Source organism: Undibacterium sp. FT79W, from assembly GCF_014284215.1.
GTDB classification, from domain to species: Bacteria; Pseudomonadota; Gammaproteobacteria; order Burkholderiales; family Burkholderiaceae_D; genus Undibacterium; species Undibacterium aquatile.
In genome coordinates this window covers 151,130-173,666 of record NZ_JACOGB010000001.1, presented here as the reverse complement: position 1 = coordinate 173,666, position 22,537 = coordinate 151,130, and the positions used below count along the sequence as shown (strand labels likewise).

General features: G+C 49.0%; 25 protein-coding genes. 3 read left to right on the top strand and 22 right to left on the bottom strand.

Features of this window, described 5'->3' with window-relative positions; genetic code table 11:
* Nucleotides 1–21: 21 nt before the first annotated feature.
* Complete coding sequence (locus tag H8K38_RS00775) at nt 22–1,158, top strand: PilT/PilU family type 4a pilus ATPase (protein WP_186882886.1); 1,137 nt, start codon at nt 22–24, stop codon at nt 1,156–1,158.
* A 2-nt stretch (nt 1,159–1,160) separates the two neighbouring features.
* On the top strand, nt 1,161–1,646 hold the full coding sequence (locus tag H8K38_RS00770; protein WP_186882885.1) for a glutathione peroxidase: 486 nt from the start codon (nt 1,161–1,163) through the stop codon (nt 1,644–1,646).
* Nucleotides 1,647–1,682: 36 nt separating this feature from the next.
* On the opposite strand, the gene H8K38_RS00765 is transcribed toward H8K38_RS00770, so the two are convergent.
* The 11 genes from H8K38_RS00765 to rplM all read right to left on the bottom strand — a co-directional run bounded on the left by H8K38_RS00765 (nt 1,683) and on the right by rplM (nt 10,331).
* The gene (locus H8K38_RS00765; protein ID WP_186882884.1) at nt 1,683–2,408 is read right to left on the bottom strand and encodes an LrgB family protein; all 726 of its coding nucleotides are present in this window, start codon (nt 2,406–2,408) and stop codon (nt 1,683–1,685) included.
* Complete coding sequence (locus H8K38_RS00760; RefSeq protein ID WP_186882883.1) at nt 2,405–2,737, bottom strand: CidA/LrgA family protein; 333 nt, start codon at nt 2,735–2,737, stop codon at nt 2,405–2,407. Before H8K38_RS00760 ends, H8K38_RS00765 begins: the two co-directional genes overlap by 4 nt.
* A 9-nt stretch (nt 2,738–2,746) precedes the next feature.
* On the bottom strand, nt 2,747–3,976 hold the full coding sequence (gene glcF / locus H8K38_RS00755) for a glycolate oxidase subunit GlcF (protein ID WP_186882882.1): 1,230 nt from the start codon (nt 3,974–3,976) through the stop codon (nt 2,747–2,749).
* A gap of 6 nt (nt 3,977–3,982) precedes the next feature.
* On the bottom strand, nt 3,983–5,047 hold the full coding sequence (glcE, locus tag H8K38_RS00750) for a glycolate oxidase subunit GlcE (RefSeq protein WP_186882881.1): 1,065 nt from the start codon (nt 5,045–5,047) through the stop codon (nt 3,983–3,985).
* 33 nt (nt 5,048–5,080) lie between these two features.
* Nucleotides 5,081–6,568: an FAD-linked oxidase C-terminal domain-containing protein gene (locus H8K38_RS00745; RefSeq protein ID WP_186882880.1), complete on the bottom strand. Its 1,488-nt coding sequence runs from the start codon at nt 6,566–6,568 to the stop codon at nt 5,081–5,083.
* Between the two features lie 140 nt (nt 6,569–6,708).
* Nucleotides 6,709–7,059, bottom strand: a complete 351-nt coding sequence (erpA, locus tag H8K38_RS00740; protein ID WP_186882879.1) for an iron-sulfur cluster insertion protein ErpA — start codon at nt 7,057–7,059, stop codon at nt 6,709–6,711.
* Nucleotides 7,060–7,109: 50 nt separating this feature from the next.
* Nucleotides 7,110–7,502 carry a polymer-forming cytoskeletal protein gene (locus tag H8K38_RS00735; RefSeq protein ID WP_186882878.1) on the bottom strand — a complete coding sequence of 131 codons (393 nt, stop codon included), beginning with the start codon at nt 7,500–7,502 and terminating at the stop codon, nt 7,110–7,112.
* Between the two features lie 78 nt (nt 7,503–7,580).
* Nucleotides 7,581–8,306: a DUF6776 family protein gene (locus H8K38_RS00730; protein ID WP_186882877.1), complete on the bottom strand. Its 726-nt coding sequence runs from the start codon at nt 8,304–8,306 to the stop codon at nt 7,581–7,583.
* A 7-nt stretch (nt 8,307–8,313) separates the two neighbouring features.
* Nucleotides 8,314–9,351 (bottom strand): N-acetyl-gamma-glutamyl-phosphate reductase, encoded by a 1,038-nt coding sequence (gene argC / locus H8K38_RS00725; RefSeq protein ID WP_186882876.1) that lies wholly within the window; start codon nt 9,349–9,351, stop codon nt 8,314–8,316.
* A 149-nt stretch (nt 9,352–9,500) separates the two neighbouring features.
* Nucleotides 9,501–9,893, bottom strand: a complete 393-nt coding sequence (rpsI, locus tag H8K38_RS00720; RefSeq protein ID WP_162039944.1) for a 30S ribosomal protein S9 — start codon at nt 9,891–9,893, stop codon at nt 9,501–9,503.
* A 9-nt stretch (nt 9,894–9,902) separates the two neighbouring features.
* A complete protein-coding gene (rplM, locus tag H8K38_RS00715; protein WP_186882875.1) occupies nt 9,903–10,331 on the bottom strand; it encodes a 50S ribosomal protein L13 in 429 nt (142 codons plus the stop codon).
* A 291-nt stretch (nt 10,332–10,622) separates the two neighbouring features.
* On the opposite strand from rplM, the gene H8K38_RS00710 reads away from it, so the two are divergent.
* Nucleotides 10,623–11,078, top strand: a complete 456-nt coding sequence (locus tag H8K38_RS00710) for an OsmC family protein (protein WP_186882874.1) — start codon at nt 10,623–10,625, stop codon at nt 11,076–11,078.
* Here H8K38_RS00710 and H8K38_RS00705 read toward each other — a convergent pair.
* The 11 genes from H8K38_RS00705 to lptE all read right to left on the bottom strand — a co-directional run bounded on the left by H8K38_RS00705 (nt 11,069) and on the right by lptE (nt 22,529).
* Nucleotides 11,069–11,842, bottom strand: coding sequence for a BPSS1780 family membrane protein (locus tag H8K38_RS00705; RefSeq protein ID WP_186882873.1), 774 nt, complete (start codon nt 11,840–11,842; stop codon nt 11,069–11,071). The genes H8K38_RS00710 and H8K38_RS00705 overlap by 10 nt on opposite strands.
* Nucleotides 11,839–12,804: a homoserine kinase gene (locus H8K38_RS00700; protein WP_186882872.1), complete on the bottom strand. Its 966-nt coding sequence runs from the start codon at nt 12,802–12,804 to the stop codon at nt 11,839–11,841. Before H8K38_RS00700 ends, H8K38_RS00705 begins: the two co-directional genes overlap by 4 nt.
* A 29-nt stretch (nt 12,805–12,833) precedes the next feature.
* Nucleotides 12,834–13,196 carry a hypothetical protein gene (locus H8K38_RS00695; protein WP_186882871.1) on the bottom strand — a complete coding sequence of 121 codons (363 nt, stop codon included), beginning with the start codon at nt 13,194–13,196 and terminating at the stop codon, nt 12,834–12,836.
* Between the two features lie 231 nt (nt 13,197–13,427).
* The gene (locus H8K38_RS00690; RefSeq protein ID WP_186882870.1) at nt 13,428–14,408 is read right to left on the bottom strand and encodes a porin; all 981 of its coding nucleotides are present in this window, start codon (nt 14,406–14,408) and stop codon (nt 13,428–13,430) included.
* Between the two features lie 347 nt (nt 14,409–14,755).
* Complete coding sequence (locus H8K38_RS00685; protein ID WP_186882869.1) at nt 14,756–15,991, bottom strand: multidrug effflux MFS transporter; 1,236 nt, start codon at nt 15,989–15,991, stop codon at nt 14,756–14,758.
* Nucleotides 15,992–16,096: 105 nt separating this feature from the next.
* Entirely contained in the window at nt 16,097–17,578 is a 1,482-nt protein-coding gene (locus H8K38_RS00680; RefSeq protein ID WP_186882868.1) for an NAD-dependent succinate-semialdehyde dehydrogenase, read from the bottom strand.
* Nucleotides 17,579–17,815: 237 nt separating this feature from the next.
* Nucleotides 17,816–19,018 carry a class I SAM-dependent RNA methyltransferase gene (locus tag H8K38_RS00675; RefSeq protein WP_223826936.1) on the bottom strand — a complete coding sequence of 401 codons (1,203 nt, stop codon included), beginning with the start codon at nt 19,016–19,018 and terminating at the stop codon, nt 17,816–17,818.
* 113 nt (nt 19,019–19,131) lie between these two features.
* Nucleotides 19,132–19,554, bottom strand: a complete 423-nt coding sequence (locus H8K38_RS00670; RefSeq protein WP_186882867.1) for a CopD family protein — start codon at nt 19,552–19,554, stop codon at nt 19,132–19,134.
* Nucleotides 19,555–19,591: 37 nt separating this feature from the next.
* Complete coding sequence (locus H8K38_RS00665; protein WP_255422766.1) at nt 19,592–20,860, bottom strand: glutamate-5-semialdehyde dehydrogenase; 1,269 nt, start codon at nt 20,858–20,860, stop codon at nt 19,592–19,594.
* A 139-nt stretch (nt 20,861–20,999) separates the two neighbouring features.
* On the bottom strand, nt 21,000–22,019 hold the full coding sequence (gene holA / locus H8K38_RS00660; protein WP_186882866.1) for a DNA polymerase III subunit delta: 1,020 nt from the start codon (nt 22,017–22,019) through the stop codon (nt 21,000–21,002).
* A complete protein-coding gene (gene lptE, locus H8K38_RS00655) occupies nt 22,020–22,529 on the bottom strand; it encodes an LPS assembly lipoprotein LptE (RefSeq protein WP_186882865.1) in 510 nt (169 codons plus the stop codon).
* Nucleotides 22,530–22,537: the final 8 nt, after the last annotated feature.

The window sequence follows — 22,537 nt, the reverse complement described above, 5'->3', positions numbered from 1 at the left end:
AGCAGATAGAAAGAGACGAACATGGAACGCGATCAGGCAACCAAATTCATGCATGACCTGCTCAGACTGATGCTGAGTAAAAATGGTTCTGACTTATTCATCACCGCTGACTTCCCGCCTGCGTTTAAAATCGACGGCAGAGTGACACCAGTATCGAACCAACCACTGACACCGGCACATACGGTTGATCTGGCTCGCGCTATCATGAACGATAAGCAGGCAGCTGAATTCGAATCGACCAAAGAATGTAACTTCGCGATCAATCCTGCCGGCATGGGACGTTTCCGCGTCTCCGCCTTTATGCAGCAAGGTCGTGTCGGCCTGGTATTGCGGACAATCACCACGGCCATTCCTAAATTAGAAGACCTGGGTTTACCGGAAAACCTCAAAGAGGTTGTGATGACCAAACGTGGCCTGGTGATCATGGTCGGTGCCACTGGCTCAGGCAAGTCAACCACACTGGCGGCGATGGTCGGCCACCGCAATCAATCCAGTTACGGTCATATCATCACCATTGAAGACCCTATCGAATATGTGCATCCACATGCGAATTGCATCGTGACACAACGGGAAGTCGGTATCGATACGGAAGACTGGGGAGCCGCGTTGAAAAACTCGTTGCGTCAGGCACCTGATGTCATTCAGATTGGCGAGATCCGGGACCGTGAAACCATGGATTTTGCGATTGCATTTGCAGAGACCGGCCACTTATGCCTCGCGACTTTGCATGCAAACAGTTCAAATCAGGCGCTGGACCGTATCATTAACTTCTTCCCGGAAGAGCGTCGGGCGCAATTATTGATGGATTTATCACTGAATCTGAAAGCCGTCATTTCACAACGTCTGATACCGTTAAAAGGACGTAAAGGCCGCGTCGCCGCAGTTGAAATCATGCTGAACTCACCACTGATTTCCGATCTGATCTTCAAAGGCCAAGTGCATGAGATCAAAGAAATCATGAAGAAATCACGTGAACTCGGTATGCGTACGTTTGACCAGGATTTATTTGATTTGCATGAAGCCGGCAAAATTACCTATGAAGATGCACTGCGTAACGCGGATTCTGTGAACGAATTACGTCTCGCAATCATGTTGCAGGGTAAAGAGTCAAAAGAGCGTGACCTTAGCGCTGGCACACACCATTTAGGCATCGTTTAACTATGAGCGCACTTGATTACACCGTCACTAATTTGCAGGGACAAGCAGTTGACCTTAAACAGTATCTGGGAAAAGTGGTACTGATCGTTAACACCGCTAGTAAATGCGGTTTTACGCCCCAATACAAAGGCCTGGAAGCAGTCTATCAGCAGTTTAAAGACAAGGGCGTGGTGGTGCTTGGATTTCCATGCAATCAATTCGGTCATCAGGAACCGGGGACGGCTGATGAAATCGGCAGTTTCTGCGAAAAAAATTATGGTGTTACTTTTCCTCTGTTTGAGAAAATTGATGTCAACGGCAAAAATGCGCATCCGCTGTTTCAACACCTGAAATCTGAAGCGCCCGGTCTTTTGGGCATACAGGCGATTAAGTGGAATTTCACTAAATTTTTGATTAAGCAAGACGGCTCGGTATTTAAACGCTATGCGCCGCAAACAGCACCGGCAGATATTATTCAGGACGTGGAAAACCTGATCGCCGGAAAATAAGTCGTGTTTTCAGTTGCATTGCATGGTTGGGAAAGATCATATTATCCCCAACCATTGCAATGCCAGCGGCAAAAATATTGCTGTCAGTAACCCCGACAATCCCATTGCCAGGCCTGCAAAAGCGCCCATTTCCTCACTTAACTGAAAAGCTCTGGCAGTTCCTATGCCATGCGCACTCACGCCTAATGCGAAGCCGCGTACGCTGTCATCTTTGATATGCAGAAAATTCAGGATACCCGTCGCCATCATCGCGCCGAGTATGCCAGTCAGCATGACCAATGCTGCAGTCAGGGAAGGTAAGCCACCGACTTTTTCCGTAATCCCCATCGCAATCGCCATCGTTACCGATTTTGACGCCAGCGATAATACCGTCACATGTGAAGCACCGAACCATTGCGCAAGCAACATCGCGGTGCCAATCGCAGACGCACTTCCCAACACTGCAGCAAGCAGAAACGCCCGCCACTGCGAGCGTAGCTTGTTCATCTGCTGATACAGCGGCACTGCCAAAGCCACCGTTGCCGGACCCAGTAAAAAATGGACGAACTGCGCGCCTGAAAAATAGGTCTGATACGACGTACCTGTTCCAATTAATACCAGCACGAGCATTGCGACGGCAATCGCGACCGGATTCGCAAGCGGGCTGAATTTACATCGGACATAGATCGCATAGGCAAGTTGATAGGCAAGCAGCGTTGCCGTCAGCCCCAACAGAGGCGATGCCGCCAGATAAACCCACACGTCTGCTAATCTTGCGTTCATCGTGACATCCACTTCACACACAAGGCTGTCACAACAATCGAAATCGCGGTACTCAGCACCAGTGCGACGACCAACGGTATCCATTCATCCAAAACAGTTTTTCCGTGCACCATGATGCCAACACCGGCCGGAATAAACAGCAGGGATAAATGTCTGAGTAACTCCTGCACGCCTGGTATCAGTTTGGGAGCAGCCTCTTTTTTCAGCAACAAAAATCCAAATAGCAACAACATCCCGATAACGGGCCCTGGGACGGGCATTTTCGACATAAAGACAAAGCCTTCGCCCAGACACTGAAAAATCAGGAGTATTAAAAACGTCCGGATCATGATGTTGACTCAGGTGCTGGATAACGCATGATCAATTAATTCGACCCAGTGTTTGACCGGTGTATCTGTTCCTGATTGCAAATGCGTCAGGCAACCGATGTTCGCCGATAAAATCATGTCTGGTTTTGTCGCCAGCAGATTGTGCAATTTCTTATCCCGCAACTGATAAGACAATTCTGGTTGCAAAACAGAATAGGTGCCTGCCGAGCCACAACATAAATGGCTGTCGGCACACATCTGCACATCAATTCCCAGCGCTTTCAGCAAGCCTTCGACTTTGCCGCGAATTTGCTGGCCATGCTGCAAAGTACAAGGCGAATGCCAGACTATGCGCTGTTTGAGTTTGCCTTGTAATCTGCCAACCAGCGCGGTCTCAAATGCAGGCAACACTTCACTCAGGTCGCGCGTCAGAGCAGAGATGCGCTGCGCCTTTTCTGCATAAGCCTCATCATGCGCAAGCAGATGCCCATATTCTTTCACGGTCACGCCACAGCCGGATGCGGTCATCAGGATGGCTTCGGCACCAGACTCTACATATGGCCACCAAGCATCAATATTATTGCGCATATCATCCAGTGCCGCATCCTGCTCATTCAGGTGATGACGAATAGCGCCACAACATCCGGCTTTCGGAGCACGGATCAACTCGATACCCAAGGTGTTCAACACTCGGGCGGTCGCATAATTAATATTCGGCGACATCGATGGTTGCACACAACCATCCAGCAATAACATTTTCCGGGTATGCTGTTGCTGCGGCCACAATCCGGCAGCTTGTCTTTCAGGAACCTTATTCTGCAACGCTTTGGGCAATAATGGCCGCACGGATTGACCCAGACTCATTACCGGTTTAAATATCCAGGGCGTCGGCAACATCGTTTTCAGCGTGCTCCGGATGAGCCTTTGTTTAAGCGAACGCGGCACCTGCTCTTCTACGACCTTGCGGCCAATATCCAGCAAGCGACCATACTGAACACCTGATGGACAGGTCGATTCACAATTACGGCAAGTCAGGCAACGGTCCAGATGTTGCTGCGTTTTTTCAGTGGCGACTTTGCCCTCAAGTACCTGTTTGATCAGATAAATCCGGCCACGCGGGCCGTCGAGTTCATCCCCCAGCAATTGATAGGTAGGGCAAGTCGCTGTACAAAAACCGCAATGCACACATTTGCGCAATATGTCATCGGCCTCTTTACCATCACGGGTGTTCTTAATAAAGTCTGCGAGATTAGTTTGCATAGCGAATTAAAAGTCCTTGTACAGGCGGCCAGGGTTAAAAATACCTGAGGGATCGAAAGCGACTTTCAGACGCTGATGTATCTTCGCCAGTGGCGCGGATAAGGGAGTGAAGACGCCAATATTCTTGTCACCGCCACGGAATAGGGTCGCATGACCGCCAGCAGCTTGTGCCGCAGCGCGTATCGTTGCAGGGCTCTCGTCGCTGAACAACCAGCGCTGCGCACCACCCCACTCTATCATCGACTTACCGGTCAGAGCTAAAGGCGCAGTGGTGGAAGGAACGGATAAGCGCCACAAACCATGCGCTTCATCCTGTGAAAAGAAATCATGCGTCTGTTCACGCAAATCGTTCCAGGCAGAAGCGGCATCTTGCATCTCCTCCCCTCCCAACAGCTGCTTCGCGGCGCGCACAGCAGCCTCAGCACCAGAGAGTCGCAACATCAGGCGCCCCACGTGCCAACAGCTACCGGACAACGGCAATGCCTGTCCTGCCCACTCATTCATCTTCTGAATCGCATCGGCTTCGGATAAAGCAAATACCAATGTCGTTTCCGCAAATGGCCGCGGCAACACTTTGACGGAAATATTCAGCACCAGACCTAATGTTCCCATGGAGCCTGTCAGCAAACGCGAGACGTCATAGCCAGCAACATTCTTCATGACCTGGCCACCAAACTCCAGCACTTGTCCACGGCCATCCATCAATGTTGCGCCAAGAATAAAATCACGTGCAGCCCCGACATATGGGCGACGCGGCCCCGACAAACCGGTTGCGAGCATGCCTCCTATGGTTGCTGTCGCGCTGAATTTCGGCGGCTCGAATGCCAGCATCTGATTGTTTTCGGACAGTAGTGCCTCGATCTCAGCCAGCGGTGTACCGCAGCGTGCTGTCAATACCAGTTCGGTCGGTTCATATGCCAGAATGCCGGAATACGCCCGGGTATCAAGCACTTCACCTTGCGGATCCTGGCCATACCAACGCTTACTGCCACCGCCTTCGATTTGCAGTGGAAGGTGGTTCTGCGAGGCATTTAATATCCGTTCCCGGAAGCCTTCGATTATGTTGTTCATCACTGTGTCCATCTGTATGTTTTTTTATTTTTTTCAGAAACGAGGTAAATCCGGAAATTTCAGATTTCCCTGTTTCACATGCATACGCCCATATTCAGCGCAGCGATGCAAGCTTGGTATCGCTTTATCCGGATTCAGCAAACTATGGGGATCAAATGCACGCTTCACCGCAAAAAAAGCATCCAGCTCTTCACGCGAAAATTGCACACACATGGAATTAATTTTTTCGATACCGACACCATGCTCACCAGTAATCGTGCCGCCGACGGTGACACATAATTCCAGTATCTCCGCACCGAATGCCTCAGCCCGCAGAAACTCGCCTTCCTGATTCGCATCAAACAAAATCAACGGGTGTAAATTACCGTCACCAGCATGAAACACGTTTGCACAGCGCAAACCATATTTTTCTTCCATGTGGGTGATGCCTATCAAGACTTCCGATAAGCGCTTCCGGGGAATCGTTCCATCCATGCAGTAATAATCCGGCGATATACGTCCCGCTGCGGGAAACGCATTTTTACGACCGGACCAAAAACGCAAACGTTCCGCTTCACTCTGAGAAACCGCAATTGCCGTCGCACCAGCCTGCTCCAGCACAGCAGACATGCGAGCGATTTCTTCTTCGACTTCTTCCGTCGTGCCGTCAGACTCACACAGCAAAATCGCTTCTGCATCAATGTCGTAACCGGCTTTAACAAAGGGTTCCACCATGCGCGATGAGGTTTTATCCATCATCTCCAGACCTGCGGGAATAATACCTGCAGCGATCACGTTCGCTACCGCATTTCCGCCTTTCACCACGTCATCAAATGAGGCCATAATGACGCGGGCTACCTGCGGTTTAGGTACCAGCTTGACCGTCACCTCGGTGACGATTCCGAGCATTCCTTCTGAGCCGATAAAAACCGCCAGCAAATCTAATCCCGGAGCATCCAGCGCTTCGCTACCCAACTCAACAACGTCACCATCAATGGTGACTACGCGCGCGCGCAGCACATTGTGTACGGTCAGACCATACTTCAGGCAGTGAACACCGCCAGAGTTTTCCGCTACGTTGCCGCCTATCGTGCAGGCAATCTGCGACGAGGGATCCGGCGCATAATACAAACCTAAAGGTGATACGGCTTCCGAGATTGCCAGATTACGCACACCCGGCTGAACCACAGCCGTACGCGAGTAAGCATCTACTTTCAGAATTTTATTGAATTTGGCGGTGGATAACACGACTCCATCGGCGATCGGCATCGCGCCGCCAGATAAGCCAGTTCCGGCGCCGCGCGGTACGATAGGAACGTTCAAACGGCGGCAAACTTCCATCACAGCGATAATCTGTGATTCATTTTCCGGCAGACAAACGATCATGGGCAACTGGCGGTAGGCTGCCAGACCATCACACTCATATGGGCGAACATCTTCTTCATGATGCAAGACACAATGCCCGGGCAATACCTGACGCAGCGCCTTCACGACTTCCTGCTGCCGCCCGCCATACAAATCATTTGAACTGTTTTGCTCCATCGCTTTACCCCATCTGTTTTTTTGTCAGTGTAATCAGCTTTGATGTATCTGGGATGAATACTTTAAACTTTACTGACTGAATTTTTTTCAGGACATAAAAAAAGGACGCCACAGCGTCCTTTTTTTAGCATTCAGGGTGCTTACACGGAGAATGAAGATCCGCAACCACAAGTGGTGGAGGCATTAGGATTTTTAATCACAAACTGTGCACCTTCCAGATCGTCTTTATAATCGATTTCAGCGCCCACCAGATACTGATAGCTCATAGAATCGATCAACAACTGCACACCATTTTTTGTCATGGTGGTGTCGTCTTCATTCGTGATTTCATCGAACGTAAAACCGTATTGAAAACCTGAACATCCGCCACCTTGTACAAAAACGCGTAATTTCAAATCAGGATTACCCTCTTCTTCAATCAACTGAGCAACTTTTGCAGCTGCGCTTTCTGTGAAATTGATTGGTGTTGGCATTTCGGCTACAGCATTCATTTTTTGCTCCTTGGATCTAAGATGTTCTCATTATAGTCCCGACTCCGGAACTATGCATTGGACGCTGCAAGTTTCAGAGTTGCCGGCTCTTGAGCAAGATCATGCGTGAGTTTACCGGATACCAGAGCACCACTGAGCATCTCCAAAGTTTTGTAGTGAACGTCACCAGAAATTTTTGCCTTAGGCTGCAACTCTAACAGTTCTGTTGAAAACACTGGCCCGTTAATCACACCATTCACGACGATGTGTGCCGCCCTTACTTCACCATCAATAACGGCCTGCTCTGAAATGACCAGCATGCTCAATGATTCAGTATCAGCAATAACGTTCCCACGAATGTGTCCATCAATGCGCAAGCCACCTTTGAAATGCAGATCGCCTTCAATTCTTGTAGTGGATCCAATAAGGCTATCGATAGTGCTTTTGGTTTTACGACTGAACATGAAAGAATTCCTTTTCAGGACATAGATCAAAAATATTCATGAGCTTCATCATCCAACTCAGAAATAATTGATGCTGGTTTATAAATTAACCGCTTGTTGAGCGCGGACTTGCCCCCGGTCTAACACTTTTACCTGGACATTTTTGGCGACCGCACCATCTGGAAGGGTAATGACTCCCTCCAATCGCTGGTAATGTCTAAACGATAATTTTAATTTACCAGCTTCGCCCGATTTGGGATCAGGAAAATACATCGTAGCAGGTTTACCTGCCTGCACCAAACCTAATAAAAATTGTAATTCACCATTAAAATCTCTGCCATTTTTAACGCCTTGCATCACCAGAGCACGATAACGCAATTGGCCGGGTGCGAGCATTTCTATCTTCAGATTCTGAACGGTAATACCATCATTCCCAGTCGTTGAGGGCATCACGCCTTCAAAAAAAGCCAGATCATCTTTCAGCTTTTGATTTTCTGCGGTCAGTGCTTTGATCTGATCCGTCAGCTCTTTCTGCATGGAACGATCAATGTTCTGCTTACTTTCTATCGTGTTTGCTTCTAGTAGTAACTTATCGCGCTCAGCTGTCAGCTCTTTTACCTGTGTTTCAAGTGACTGCATCTGATTCAGATTAAACTTTGTTCCGAATGCAAAGCTCTTTCCAAGATGATAGGTCCACCATGCGACAGCAGACGTCAGTGCAATGACCAATGCCAGCATAGCCAGCCGGAGCGGCCACGGCTGTTGATGCGTAATGGTCATTTTCGACGCCAGATGGCGTCGTTGCCAGAGTCGTTTCTTTGCCATGAATGAATTACGGCAAAACAGGAATATGCTGCAATCCTGTTACTTCATCCAATCCAAACATCAGATTCATACACTGCACAGCCTGCCCGGATGCACCTTTTACAAGGTTATCCTGCACGACAAGAACGATCACAGTTTTGCCATTATTTGGCCGGTGCAACGCAATACGCAACATATTGGAAGCGCGGGTAGAACGTGTTTCCGGATGAGAACCAAATGGCATAACATCAACGAATGGCTCATCTTTGTAGGTATTTTCAAACAAAGCCTGCAATTCGTCATTACTGATATCCGTGTTCAGGCGAGCATACAAAGTCGAGTGCATACCGCGTACCATCGGAACAAGGTGAGGAGTGAATAACAGTCCCACTTTTTGCTCAGTCATACGCTGTAATTGTTCTACTGTCTCCGGTGTATGGCGATGGCCTGAAACGCCGTAAGCCTTGAATGTGTCGCTCGCCTCGGAAAACAAAATACCGATTTCAGCCTTACGTCCGGCACCTGACACTCCGGATTTGCAATCAGCAATCAAATCCGTTGCATCGACAATTCCCGTCTTCAATAATGGATAAAAACCCAATTGCATGGTCGTTGGATAACATCCCGGATTACCAATAACTCGTGCGGTTTTGATCGCATCACGATTCAGCTCAGGCAAACCATAAACAGCTTCGCTCAGCACATCAGGACACGTGTGTGGAATGCCATACCATTTCTCGAACTGCGCAACATCTTGCATCCGGAAATCTGCGGCAAGGTCAATTACCTTGACGCCAGCCATCAACAATTCCTGCGCTTGCGCCATAGCAACACCATGAGGTGTCGCAAAAAAAACGACATCGCACTCCGTCAGCTTTGCTTTATCAGGCGAAGAGAATGTCAGGTTAACACGCCCACGTAGTGATGGATACATGTCCGCCACAGGTAAGCCATCCTCTTTACGCGAAGTAATTGCCGTCAGTTCCACTGCTGGATGCATTGTCAGCAAACGCAATAACTCAACCCCGGTGTAACCCGTGCCACCTACTATTCCAACTTTAATCATTGACGTTCCTTGCAAGAAATTTTCCGCTATTTTAACAGCAGTCGCTCATCTCAAAACGCACTTCACGGAACTCATCCGCAATCAGCACACAAAAGCAAAAAGCCGCCCAGAGGCGGCTTTTTGTAGCAATTCCTGCCAGCGATAAAAAATTAACGCTTGGAGAATTGTTTTGCGCGACGTGCTTTGCGCAGACCAACTTTTTTACGTTCAACTTCGCGGGCATCACGAGTAACGAAACCAGCTTTGGACAATTCAGATTTCAAAGTTGCATCGTAGTCGATCAGCGCGCGAGTGATACCGTGACGAACTGCACCGGATTGGCCGGATTCGCCGCCGCCGTGAACGTTAACCATAATATCGAATGTCTCGAGATTATTAGTCAGTTCCAGAGGTTGACGGATGACCATCAGGCCAGTTTCACGAGAGAAGTACTCGTTAGCTGGTTTGCCGTTGACAACGATCTTGCCGCTGCCGGATTTCAGGAATACGCGAGCAACTGCGCTCTTGCGACGGCCAGTTCCGTAGTTGTAATTACCGATCATGGCTAATCCTTAGATGTCGAGTACTTGTGGTTGCTGAGCTGCGTGCGGATGTGTTGCATCTGCATAGACTTTCAGCTTCTTGATCATTGCATAGCCGAGTGGGCCTTTAGGCAACATGCCTTTAACTGCTTTCTCGAGTGCACGACCTGGAAAACGCTGTTGCATTTTCGTGAAATTTGTTTCATAGATACCGCCTGGATAACCAGTGTGACGGTAGTATGTTTTGTTCAGAGCTTTAGTGCCAGTCACGCGCAGTTTGCCTGCATTAACAACAACGATAAAATCGCCTGTGTCTACGTGTGGAGTAAATTCTGGTTTATGTTTGCCGCGTAAACGGAGTGCCACTTCGCTGGCAACACGTCCGAGTACTTTATCTGTCGCGTCAATCACGAACCAGTCGCGCTGAACCTCATGGCCCTTAGCGGAAAAGGTTTTCATGTTGAATCCTAAAAAGTTAAATACGCCCTTTTTTGGTGGTTCTGCCTATGATCTGGCAGACTCTCCCTTGTTAAACTCTCAGTCGGGCAAATTGAGAATCGGAAATTATAGGGTTTTCAAGGAGTTAGTGCAAGAACTGTTTAAATTTTAAGCAAAATTTTCATAAATTTCCAAAGCAGATCGGCAAATATATTTTTAACTAAATAATAATTTGATGCAGGCTCTCCGATTCGCCAGAATCATATGCAGTAAAATCTCTAACGACTTAGATCACATCATAACGAGGAATAAATGGAAGCTACCGTACGCTGGACAGGCTTATCTGGCATGTCTTTTTTGGCAGAAACTGGCTCAGGCCATGCAGTTTTAATGGATGGTGCACCGGAAGGTGGTGGTCACAATCTGGCGCCACGCCCGATGGAAATGGTGTTATTGGGAACGGGCGGATGCACGGCCTACGATGTCGTATTAATTTTACGTAAGAGTAAACAAGATATACGTGGCTGCGATGTAAAGCTCAGCGCGGAAAGAGCTGAGACAGAACCTAAAGTTTTTACCAAAATCAACTTTCACTTCACCGTTCGTGGACGTCAGTTAAAAGCTAATCTGGTCGAACGCGCAATCAAACTTTCACATGAAAAATACTGCTCTGCGTCTATCATGCTTGAAAAAACGGCTCAAATGACCCACAGCTATGAAATCATTGAAGATGCTGAGACACCTTCTGAGCACGATACTCAGGGATGAACGGGCTCTTCAGCTTGCTCAAAAATATCCAGATATGTCGGATAAAACGTGCAATACCTGATCGTCGTCAATAAAGCCAGAACAGGCATCATCAACAACACGACAAAACCGGTGTTGCCTGTGACCAGCGCTAAGATCTCAACAAAAATGGCTGGCAATAATCCTGAAATGAGGAACCAGGAAAGTGCGTAAATCAAAAACGCCTTTGCGGCACGTTTTACCGAAAAAAAACTGTAAAACAGCGCTTTTGGTACTGACATCCCGCGCCACATAATTAACGGCCCGGCAAACCAGAAAGCCATCAAAGCCGGCAAAAAGGCGAGTACCGCCATCAACATGCCTAAAAACAGACGCCCTTGAGGTAAATCCTTAGGATCAACTGGCTTTTCACTGGAAATAAACTCGAATAAGGCGCCATCGTCAAAAAGTTGCGAGATCAATGCTGCGCCGGAAATGGCCAGCAGGTACAGGCAACCCAAAGCGAATAAACGTAAAAAGAATTCAGAACGAAAACCCACAAGCAACACAGTCGGTTTCACCCGCACACCATCCTCAATCAGACGGCAAGCCTGCATAAAGCTCATGGCAAATACGGGAATTAACACCAGAGGCAAAAAGCGGCCGATAAATGGCACCAAGCTAATTCCCATGTTAAAAAACATATATGCAAAAAAGAGTGTCAACATTTCTGCAGGTTGCTGGCGAAACAGGGCAAAACCACGTTTAACCCATACCCACCCCGTCGAAGCTGGTACTGGATTCATAAATCACTTGTTAAAGGGGGGACAGGCAAAGACTCGCGCAAACGTAAAATCCGTTCAAAGTGTGAGGGATCATGCGGCGTCAGCATTTCTGCATCTCGTGGTTGGTAGTAGTCATACAAGCGGGATAGCCAAAAACGCAGAGCAGCTGCCCGCAACATCGGCTTCCAGGCAACAGACTCTTCAGGAGTAAACGGCCGCACCAGATGATAAGCATTTAACAAAGCCCTTACCCGCGCAACATCCAACTCACCGGTTGCAGTATCGATGCACCAATCATTCACGGTCACGGCAACATCGAAAATCCAGGCATCGCAGCCCGCAAAATAAAAATCAAAAAAGCCTGTCAGCTTTTCGCCGTCAAACATGACGTTATTACGGAACAAATCCGCATGCACAGGTCCTCTTGGCAAAGCACGATAGATTGGCGTGCTGTCAAAGGCATCCTGATAATGCACCTCTGCGCACAACAGATGTCGCAACTCATCAGAGAGAAAAGGAAGAACTTTCGGCGTGGTTTCATGCCACCAGTTCAAAGAACGTAAATTTTCCTGATATAAGGGAAAGTCTTTTCCAGCAAGATGCATGAGCGCAAGCATCGCACCGACTGCGGCACAATGCACGGGTTCAGGATGCATCTGCGATGCCCCTTCTAACTTGCTGACAATAGAGGCAGGCTTTCCGTGTAAAGCTGTCACCAGCTCACCATCGATATTGGCAACAGGTGCAGGTACCAATACTCCTCTGTCTGCAAGATGGCGCATTAACTTCAGGTAAAACGGTAATTGCTCGAAAGTCAGATTTTCAAAAATCGTCAGAACATACTCACCGGTTTCTGTCGTAATAAAAAAATTACTATTTTCAATTCCAGATGCAATCCCTTTAATTGCCAGCGCTTTTCCCAATGGGAATTGTTTTATCCAGGAACTGAGGTCGTCGAGTGTGACTGAGGTAAAAACTGCCATTGTGATATCGCAAAAATAGAATAGAAAACTTACTTACCTGTAGCACTGGCTGGTACGGCCTGCGCTGGAGCTGGTGGCAATACAGGCGGCTGCTCGATTTCTTTGCTTTCTTTTTTTCCGCCGAATTCGAGAATAGTCCACTGCGGCGCCCGGTTTGCATTTCCCTGAACGGTACCTTTGGGAGCATTACCGACTTCAGGATCCGCTTTTAAGGTGTAATTACTTTTGCCCGACTTCACCTGAACTTCAGTGACTTTGCCAGCATTATTGCGTTTCTCAGTTACTTTATTCTTTGGTTCAGGTTTGCCTACAGATAATGAAGGATCTGCTGCGCCGTCTTCCAATTTATCCAGCTTAGGTGGCGCCTGGTCGGGCTTTTGCGTCTGAGCCAATACTACTCCTGCGAAACTCAACAAGAAGAGGCCAGAAAGAACTCCTGACAGGATTTTCGACATTTTTTTCATGGTTAATATCCAATTGGCTTGAACTGGCAGACATTGTAACAAAGCAGTGCTCTCACTGACAGAGAATATACGGTTCCAAATTCGATAAAAAAAGGAGTCGTCTGACGACGACTCCTTTTTGAATTTTCTAAATTAATTCGGGTGTAAGCCCGAATTCAATTAGAACTTGTGACGAATACCAACGTTCAGCAATTTGTCTGTCTGACCAGCAGCAGCTACATTGTATTTACCGTTGTTGTCGTTAGTTGTACGAGAGAACGATGTGTAGATGTCTGTACGTTTAGACAAATCGTATGTGTAACCGATAGCGAATTGTTTGCCATCTGCGTTAGCAACTGCTTTGTTTTTAGCTTGTGTGAAGTCAGCTACAAATGCACCTGGACCAAACGGTACAGTCGCGCCGATCATCCAAATGCGTTCATCGTTAGTGCCGCCTTTGATAGTTTCGTATGCAGCGTGAGCTTTTACAACTGTGAAGTCATAAGTGCCACCAACGAATGTTTTCTTACCAGCATTTGCATCATTACCAGCTGCATCGTTCAGTTTTTCGTAAGCGATTGCTGCGTACACTGGACCTTCAGAGTAAACACCGGAAACGCCAACTTTACGGTTGCCAGAATTATTACCAGCAACTTCACCGAAGCCGTATTGCACAGAACCTACAAAACCACTCAGGCTGTTTGTAGAGTAAGTGATTGCATTGTCAGTACGTGTCGATGTTTTGAACAAACGACCGATGTCGCCAGCCAGACCAATGTGGAATGGATCAACGTTATCGCCGATGTCATAAGTTACAGATTTTTGACGACCCAGGTTCACAGAACCGAAATCACCGGACAAACCAACATAAGCTTGACGACCGAAAGCCAGACCGCCTTGATCAGACGCGCCAGTATCAGTTTTCAAACCCATTTCCAAAACGAAGTTTGCTTTCAGACCGCTACCCAGATCTTCAACGCCTTTGAAGCCCAGACGTGAACCGTTTTGAACGCCACTATCCAAAGAAGTTTTTGCGCCAGAACCGTTGTCATCACGAACCACGCCCATGTCAACGATACCGTAGATAGTTACGGAAGATTGCGCGAAAGCTGCGCCAGAGAATGCACTCATCAGAGCAAGTGCGAGGAATGATTTTTTCATTGTCTAGTATCCAAAAATGAATGTTAAATTTTTGCTGCACCACAAACAAAACGCGGCAAAAAACTGAATTGCAGGTCAATTTACAGCCTTGAACCAATAATTGATCCAATGACAAATGTCACGATACCTGCGAAAAATGACATTTTGATGAAATCAGACTACTTAATAAACAAGGACTTACAGAGCGTTGCAATATAAAGACATAGCCAATTTTGAAAAAATTAATCAGGTATTTAACAAAGTCAGCGATGTCCAGGCTCGCATTATAGGCATTTTTTACCTTTGCTGCACAGCACCAGTCAGATAAGGGATATCCCGTATTTTTCAATAGATAGAAAAAAACATATTTATCCGACGGTTTCCCATGCATTTTGTTTCTGCGCCGTTTTCGACCGCCAGTAGGCACGACCGCTGTACCAGAGCGCTGCCGCAATCAATGCACAAGCCAGCTGGCCAAGGGCTAACGAGAGAGCCGAATGATCTAACGCCGGCGCGACAACACCAGCAATTACTGCCCCAAGTAAAGTCAACGTTGCCGACTGGCAGGACGCAACGATACCTCTGATTGTAGGAAACAAGTCCAGAACCAGCAAGGTCGCGCCTGGTGCAACCAGTGACATGCCAAACGTGTAAAAAAACAACGGAGTTACCGACCAGAGCAGCACTGGCGCGGAGAAAAAATGAAATGTCACGTTAAAAACAGACGCTCCGATAAGGAAGCAGAAACCGATACTCACCTGCTTCCATACAGAGAGTTTGCCAGCCAGTCTGTTTGCCGCAAGAGCACCTAAAAAAATGCCGGCGACAGAGGGAACAAATTGCCAGCCGAACTGATCGGCAGCAAGCTTCAGATGCTGAGTAATAAACACCGGGGCGGCAGAAACATATAAAAACATGCCAGCAAAATTAAAGGCAACAGTACCGGCTTTTAGATGGAATAACGGAGACTTAAATACTTTTCGGTAACTAAGCCATAGAAATTCCATACTGAATTCCTGCCGTTTATCTTTCGGTAAAGATTCAGGCAAGAACTTAAAGCAGGCTAACCATAACGCAATTGTGTACAAAAAAAGCAATAAAAAAATTGCGCGCCAGCTCATAAAGCCCACAATCCAGCCGCCGAGTATCGGCGCAATTGCAGGGGCTATCGAGAAGATCATTGTCACCATCGACAACAAGCGTTCTGCCGGAGCACCGGCATAAAGATCACGGATCATTGCCCGTCCGACCACCATCCCGGCACCGGCCGAGACGCCTTGCAGAATACGAAATCCCCACAGGTAATGAATGCTGTGTACCGACGCGCAACCAAAACTGGCGACGGCAAAAATCGCTAAGGCAGCCAGAATGACGTTACGCCGCCCAAACGCATCCGACAGCGCGCCATGCCATAAAGTCATAAACGCAAACGACAACATATAAGCGGTGAGCGTCTGCTGGACTTCCAGTGAAGTTGCCACCAGGCTGCTCTGTATATTTGGGAAAGCTGGTAAATAAGTATCAATAGAAAATGGTCCCAACATCGCCAGTGCAGCTAATAAAGTGGCAAGTCCGGCATTGCTGAGCTGTTGGCGGGAGTGCATTTGTTGCCCAATCATTCAAAAAAATAAATAAAATGCTGTTACAAAAAAAAAAGAAAAAAGGCGAAATATTTCGCCTTTTTGTTGCTAATGCGAGACACATCAGAATTAAATTCCACCCATACAGAGGTATTTCATTTCCAGATATTCGTCCATCCCGTATTTGGAACCTTCACGTCCGAGTCCGGATTGCTTGACGCCGCCAAACGGCGCGACCTCATTGGAAATTAAGCCTGTATTAATCCCCACCATGCCGTATTCCAGCTTTTCGGCGACGCGCCAGACGCGGCCGATATCGCGTGAATAGAAATACGAGGCCAATCCGAAGTCGGTATTATTTGCGGCCGCGATGACTTCCTCTTCAGTAGTGAATTTCACTACTGCAGCGACCGGTCCGAAGGTTTCCTCATTCATCACCAGCATGGATGCTGTGACATCTGCCAGCACCGTTGGTTCATAGAATAATTCCCCAGCACTATGTGGCTTGCCACCGGCGAGCAAGCGGGCACCCTGTTCCATCGCGTCCGCAACATGCTCTTCTACTTTCGCCACCGCTTGCGCATCGATCATGGGGCCCTGATTAACACCGGCATCGAAACCATCACCGACTCTGATTTTTTTTGCCCCGGCAGCTAATTTACTGACGAATTCATCGTAGACCGATGCGTGTGCATAAAAGCGATTGGTACAAACGCAGGTCTGGCCCGAGTTGCGGAACTTGGATAACAAGGCGCCTTCGACAGCCGCATCAATGTCAGCATCCTCGAATACGATAAACGGTGCATGACCGCCCAGTTCCAACGCCAGCTTCTTGACCGTCGGGGCGGACTGACGCATCAGAATACGGCCCACCGGCGTCGAACCGGTAAACGACAAATGCCGGACGACAGAGCTATCGCATAAAACTTTACCGACAGTAATAGACTGCTCCGCATCGGCAGTAATAATATTAATGATCCCGGAAGGAATACCTGCGCGGTGTGCCAGTTCGGCAATCGCCAGCGCCGACAAAGGCGTCTGCTCAGCTGGCTTGATGACAATCGAACAGCCAGCGGCTACAGCCGGAGCAACCTTGCGGGTAATCATCGCAATCGGGAAATTCCAGGGCGTGATTGCGGCACACACACCAATCGGTTGCCGCAACACGACCATGCGCTTATCGCTCCAGGTCGAGGCCATCACGTCGCCCGCGACACGTTTCGCCTCTTCGGCAAACCATTCAACGAAACTGGCGCCGTAGATGACCTCGCCCTTTGCCTCGGCAAGCGGTTTTCCTTGTTCGGCAGTCATGATCGCTGCCAGATCATCGGCATGGCTGATAATCAGATCAAACCAGCGACGCATGATATTGGCACGCTCTTTTCCTGTTTTCGCCGCCCACAGCGGAAAAGCAGCTTGCGCGGCAGCAATAGCGGCATGCGCATCTGATTCGGCTAAATTAGGTACGGTCGCCAGCACAGCCTGGGTTGATGGATTCACCACATCAAATTTCGTTTGCGCCTGCACCCACGCGCCATTGATATATGCAGCGTCACGCAACAACGATGCGTCTTTTAAGCCTAATGATTTTGCAGTTTGTTCTGATGACATCGCTCCGTCTCCATCGTATTTTGACTGATTAATGAATAGCAACTACCGGACTTATGCGACATCGCGCTCGGCAGGGTGATCGCTTCTGATCATATAAATATGTCAGCCTTAACTGCCCTCCCTTGCCGCGACAAAATTGCCGTAAGTCCGCAATAAAAAGGAAAGCCTAAAGCAAAACAGCCAGGTCTGCTTGACCCGGCTGTTTTATTCAGATGAATTATTTTGATTTCATCTTTGTTATTTTGGTTTGGCTTCCTCGCGACGGTTGAAACCGGCAACCATATCAAAGCGGAATAAGCGGCATTCCAGGGCGCCATTAAAGAACGGTGTTTTGCGTGATTCTTTTAAACGCAGCATCTTCGGCACAGTCAGATCGGCAGTGAATAAAAAGACGCTCCAGCCGGCAAAGCGTTGTTTCAAGGTGGTGCTGAAGGCGCTGAAAAATTCTTTTGCCAGATCGTCTGTTTCCAATGAGCTGTCGCCACGCACGCCGATACGTTCACCATACGGTGGATTAGTCAGCAATATGCCTGGCTGCGTTGTCGGCGCCTTGATTTCCTGCGCTTCGATCTGTTTCAGCGGCACTTCAAAACGGATGCCCGCTTTATTCAGATTATTGCGCGTCATGACGACCATATCTCCGGAAATATCGCTGCCGAAAATCGTCGGTTCAGCAGGCAAAGGATTTGGCTTCGCAGCAGCTTTGATAGCAGCCCACGCATCAGCATCAAACTGATGAAATTTTTCAAAGCCAAATTCGCGTTTTAATCCAGGCGGAATCCCCGCCAGAATTTGTGCGGCTTCAATCAATATCGTGCCAGAACCGCACATAGGATCGAACAAAGGCACGCCCGGTTTCCAGCCCGCCGTCCGCAACAAACCTGCGGCCAGATTTTCGCGCAAAGGCGCGTCACCGGTTTCCATGCGCCAGCCGCGCTTAAACAAAGGTTCACCGGAAGTATCGAGATAAATCGTGAAATTATGCGCATCGAGAAAACCGACAATACGCATGTCCGGCGTTTTCGTATCGACCGAAGGACGTTGTGTGAACTGATCACGGAAACGATCGCAAATCGCATCTTTGATTTTCAGTGTGATGAATTCCAGACTCTTGACCGGTGATTTCACTGCCGTTACATCGACACGTATCGTGTGGTGATAACCGAACCAGTCTTCCCACGCCTGCGCTAACACCAGATCGTAAATATCGTTTTCATTCGAGTAACTCGCATGCGCCATACGCATCAGCACGCGTGAAGCAATACGGGAATGCAAATTGATGCGCCAGCCGTCCTGCAAACTGCCGGAACAATGCACACCACCCGGCACTTGATTATGCACCGCCATGGTTTTATCCATCGCAGCGATTTCGTTCAACTCTTCAGCGAGAGCGATTTCCATGCCGCGCGGGCATGGACAAAAATAGGAATGACGTGTCATGGGGAACCTTTTATCCGTTGTAATTCAAGAAATACAGGGTGAGCATGGCTCCCCCCTCACTACAGTAGCACGCTGCGATTTTTCTTCAGCAACGCACTGCCTTTTGTCGCCAATCAGAAAGGCTTGACGACAACTAATATCACGACGATCAGCAATAAAATCACCGGCACTTCGTTAAACCAGCGGAACCAGACATGGCTGCGCTTATTCGTACCTTTTTCAAATTTTTTCAGCAAACTGCCGCAGGCATGGTGATAGCCAATCAGCAAAATCACACACAATAATTTTGCATGCAACCAGCCATTACCGGGGCCTTTGCCGATGCCGTAACCCAGCCACAAATAACCGCCCAGCAATACCGCTGGCACCATCAGCATCGTGGAAAAGCGATACAGCTTGCGTGCCATCAGCAATAAACGTCCGGTGCTGGTGGCATCGGTTTCCATCGCCAGATTCACCAGTATGCGCGGCAGGTAAAACAAGCCAGCAAACCATGACGTGACAAACAGAATGTGCAGCGCTTTAATCCAGAGCATAATTTGCTTTCAAAATTTCAAAGTGGCATTTAAAAATTTATTGACGAACTTCGCCGTGACCAAACACGACGTATTTTAACGACGTTAAACCTTCCAGTCCGACCGGGCCACGCGCATGCAGCTTGTCGTTGGAAATGCCGATTTCAGCCCCCAGCCCGTATTCAAAACCATCGGCAAAACGGGTTGATGCATTCACCATCACAGAAGCCGAATCCACCTCACGCAGGAAACGCAACGCGCGGCTGTAATCTTCGGTGATGATCGCTTCGGTATGCTTAGACGAGTAGTCATTGATGTGCGTCATCGCCGCATCGATATCCGCGACGACTTTGACCGCCAGCACCGGTGCCAGATATTCTGTGCTCCAGTCTTCTTCCGTGGCTTGCGCGAGATAAGGGTAGCCCGCCAGAATCGCTGTCGCGGCTGGGTCGCAACGCAATTCGACTTGTTTGGCCTCATACAGCTTTGCCAGCGGCGGCAATACCTGCGCGGCAATTCCTTCAGCGACCAGTAAAGTTTCCATCGTATTGCAGGTACCGTAACGATGGCATTTGGCGTTGAATGCGATGTCCAGCGCTTTTTGCAGATCGGCTTTATCGTCGATATAGACGTGGCAAATACCATCGAGATGCTTGATCATCGGCACGGTCGCTTCCTGCATCAGCCGCGCGATCAGGCCCTTGCCGCCACGCGGCACGATCACGTCAACATACTGCGGCATGGTGATCAATTCGCCAACCGCAGCGCGGTCAGTGGTTTCCACGATCTGCACTGCATCGGCAGGCAAACCGGCACCCGCCAGCCCTTCTTTCACCAGTTTTGCCAATGCCTGATTACAGTGAATTGCTTCTGAGCCGCCGCGCAGTATCGTCGCATTGCCGCTCTTGATGCACAGACCCGCCGCATCAACAGTCACATTCGGGCGCGCTTCGTAAATGATGCCGATCACGCCGAGTGGCACGCGCATCTGCCCGACCTGGATGCCGGTCGGGCGATACTTCATATTCGAAATTTCACCGATAGGATCGGCCAGGCTGACGATTTGCTCCAGACCTTCCGCCATCGTCGCAATCGCTTTATCTGACAAAGTCAGGCGATCGAGCATCGCGGCTTCCATGCCTGATGCTTTGGCAGCAGCGAGATCGAGTTCGTTGGCGGCGCGCAATGCAGCTGCGTCGCGCCGGATCGCGGCAGCAATCAGACTCAAAGCCAGATTTTTTGCCGCCGTATCGGCCTTCGCCATCGCACGCGATGCCGCGCGGGCGCGGGCGCCGAGGTCGTTCATGTAATGTTTGATGTCCATCATGTCATTTTGGGAGCTTTATATATACTCCCCCGTGTATTTTTTAAAGCCCTTTATTTACAAGGACATTAGGGTGTGTTTTTAAGGATACTCCCCCAATTTCAGGGATTTTTGGCATTTCCGGCAGTGCTGCGACGGCAGTTCAGGCGGCGGTCGCGACTTTTAATCCCAACTGCAGCAGCGCATCCCAGGCGTCGCCGGCAAATGCTTTGGCACGTAAACCTTTGACCATCTTATCGACTTGCGAGGCTTCTTGCAGCGCTGTTTGCAAGGTCTGCAAACTGACTCTGCGTAATGCCGGGTCCATGAGTTTTTCTCTGGGTCCCCAAATTCTGTATTCTTTCAGCAGGGCAGATAACGGTCGCCCTTGTTGCATGCCGGATTTCAGTTTCAGCAAAGTACGGATTTCCTCCGCCATCGCCCACAGCACCAGCGGCAATGCTTCACCCTCGCCTTTAAGTCCGTTCAGCATCCGTGATAAGCGGGCGACGTCACCCGCCAGCATCGCTTCATTGAGTTTGAACACATCATAACGGGCGACATTCAGCACCGCGTCGTGGATTTGTTCAAAGCTGAGCTTCCCGGCCGGATGCAGCAAAGCGAGTTTCTGTATTTCCTGATGCGCAGCAAGCAGATTGCCTTCGACGCGATCGGCGATGAAATCCAGACTTTGCCGGTCTGCGCTCTGTTGCTGCAAGGCGAGACGCTGACTGATCCAATTCGGCAACTGATTTCGCTCGACCAGTGGAATATCGATGTACACCGCCGCTTGTTGCAAACTGCTGACCCAGGCTGCTTTTTGCGTTGCCCAATCGAGCTTGGGCAGAGTAATCAGCGTCAGATTATCCGGCGACAGATTTGCCACATAATCCTGCAGCACTTGTCCGCCATCCTTGCCGGGCTTGCCGGTCGGAATCCGCAGATCGATCAGCTTTTTATCGCCAAACAACGACTGCGACTGATTTGCTGCCAGCAGCGCGCCCCATTTGAAACTGCGCTCGACGGTTAAAATTTCACGCTCGTAAAAGCCCTGCGCTTTCGCCGCACGACGGACTTTGTCCGCGGCTTCCAGCGCGAGTAAATGCTCATCGCTGGTAATCACATACAGTGGTGCCAGCGTTTTCGCCAGATGGCCATCAAGGGCATCAAAGCGCAACTGCATTTATTGATCCATCTTCACGACCGACAGGCGGCGCATAATCTGCTGCACCAGATCGCTTTGCATATCGCGATAGAGCAAGGCTTCTTCGGATTCTTTCGCCAATACCTGCGCTTCATTAAACGTGATCGTGCGTTTCAGTTGCACCGTCACTGGCTCCAGATATTCTTTACCGACCGCATCACGCAAACGGAAACGGAAGTTATACAGCAGATTGTATTCACGTACCCGGCCCTGACTGTTCAAGGACAGAATCTGCTTTTCGCGGGTTTCGCTGAGGACATCCAGTATCACTTCCGCGTCTTTCGCTTCAGCGGTGATTTGCGTCTGCCCGTTCGCGCGTATCTGACGCTTTAATTCGCCACCCAGCGATGAACCATCAGACAGGCCGATATAAATACTTTTAAATGGAAAGCTGACCGGTCCACGCAAGGCAAAACCGCATGCAGACAAACTCACCAGTATGGCTACTGCGAGCAGCCATGTCAGTTGACGTGAAAAAACAGAACGCATGCGGATGA

Coding starts and splice junctions, on each gene's coding strand:
- H8K38_RS00775 (WP_186882886.1), top strand. CDS start 22: ATGGAACGCGATCAGGCAACCAAATTCATGCATGACCTGCTCAGACTG.
- H8K38_RS00770 (WP_186882885.1), top strand. CDS start 1,161: ATGAGCGCACTTGATTACACCGTCACTAATTTGCAGGGACAAGCAGTT.
- H8K38_RS00765 (WP_186882884.1), bottom strand. CDS start 2,408: ATGAACGCAAGATTAGCAGACGTGTGGGTTTATCTGGCGGCATCGCCT.
- H8K38_RS00760 (WP_186882883.1), bottom strand. CDS start 2,737: ATGATCCGGACGTTTTTAATACTCCTGATTTTTCAGTGTCTGGGCGAA.
- glcF (WP_186882882.1), bottom strand. CDS start 3,976: ATGCAAACTAATCTCGCAGACTTTATTAAGAACACCCGTGATGGTAAA.
- glcE (WP_186882881.1), bottom strand. CDS start 5,047: ATGAACAACATAATCGAAGGCTTCCGGGAACGGATATTAAATGCCTCG.
- H8K38_RS00745 (WP_186882880.1), bottom strand. CDS start 6,568: ATGGAGCAAAACAGTTCAAATGATTTGTATGGCGGGCGGCAGCAGGAA.
- erpA (WP_186882879.1), bottom strand. CDS start 7,059: ATGAATGCTGTAGCCGAAATGCCAACACCAATCAATTTCACAGAAAGC.
- H8K38_RS00735 (WP_186882878.1), bottom strand. CDS start 7,502: ATGTTCAGTCGTAAAACCAAAAGCACTATCGATAGCCTTATTGGATCC.
- H8K38_RS00730 (WP_186882877.1), bottom strand. CDS start 8,306: ATGGCAAAGAAACGACTCTGGCAACGACGCCATCTGGCGTCGAAAATG.
- argC (WP_186882876.1), bottom strand. CDS start 9,351: ATGATTAAAGTTGGAATAGTAGGTGGCACGGGTTACACCGGGGTTGAG.
- rpsI (WP_162039944.1), bottom strand. CDS start 9,893: ATGATCGGTAATTACAACTACGGAACTGGCCGTCGCAAGAGCGCAGTT.
- rplM (WP_186882875.1), bottom strand. CDS start 10,331: ATGAAAACCTTTTCCGCTAAGGGCCATGAGGTTCAGCGCGACTGGTTC.
- H8K38_RS00710 (WP_186882874.1), top strand. CDS start 10,623: ATGGAAGCTACCGTACGCTGGACAGGCTTATCTGGCATGTCTTTTTTG.
- H8K38_RS00705 (WP_186882873.1), bottom strand. CDS start 11,842: ATGAATCCAGTACCAGCTTCGACGGGGTGGGTATGGGTTAAACGTGGT.
- H8K38_RS00700 (WP_186882872.1), bottom strand. CDS start 12,804: ATGGCAGTTTTTACCTCAGTCACACTCGACGACCTCAGTTCCTGGATA.
- H8K38_RS00690 (WP_186882870.1), bottom strand. CDS start 14,408: ATGAAAAAATCATTCCTCGCACTTGCTCTGATGAGTGCATTCTCTGGC.
- H8K38_RS00685 (WP_186882869.1), bottom strand. CDS start 15,991: ATGCACTCCCGCCAACAGCTCAGCAATGCCGGACTTGCCACTTTATTA.
- H8K38_RS00680 (WP_186882868.1), bottom strand. CDS start 17,578: ATGTCATCAGAACAAACTGCAAAATCATTAGGCTTAAAAGACGCATCG.
- H8K38_RS00675 (WP_223826936.1), bottom strand. CDS start 19,018: ATGACACGTCATTCCTATTTTTGTCCATGCCCGCGCGGCATGGAAATC.
- H8K38_RS00670 (WP_186882867.1), bottom strand. CDS start 19,554: ATGCTCTGGATTAAAGCGCTGCACATTCTGTTTGTCACGTCATGGTTT.
- H8K38_RS00665 (WP_255422766.1), bottom strand. CDS start 20,860: ATGATGGACATCAAACATTACATGAACGACCTCGGCGCCCGCGCCCGC.
- holA (WP_186882866.1), bottom strand. CDS start 22,019: ATGCAGTTGCGCTTTGATGCCCTTGATGGCCATCTGGCGAAAACGCTG.
- lptE (WP_186882865.1), bottom strand. CDS start 22,529: ATGCGTTCTGTTTTTTCACGTCAACTGACATGGCTGCTCGCAGTAGCC.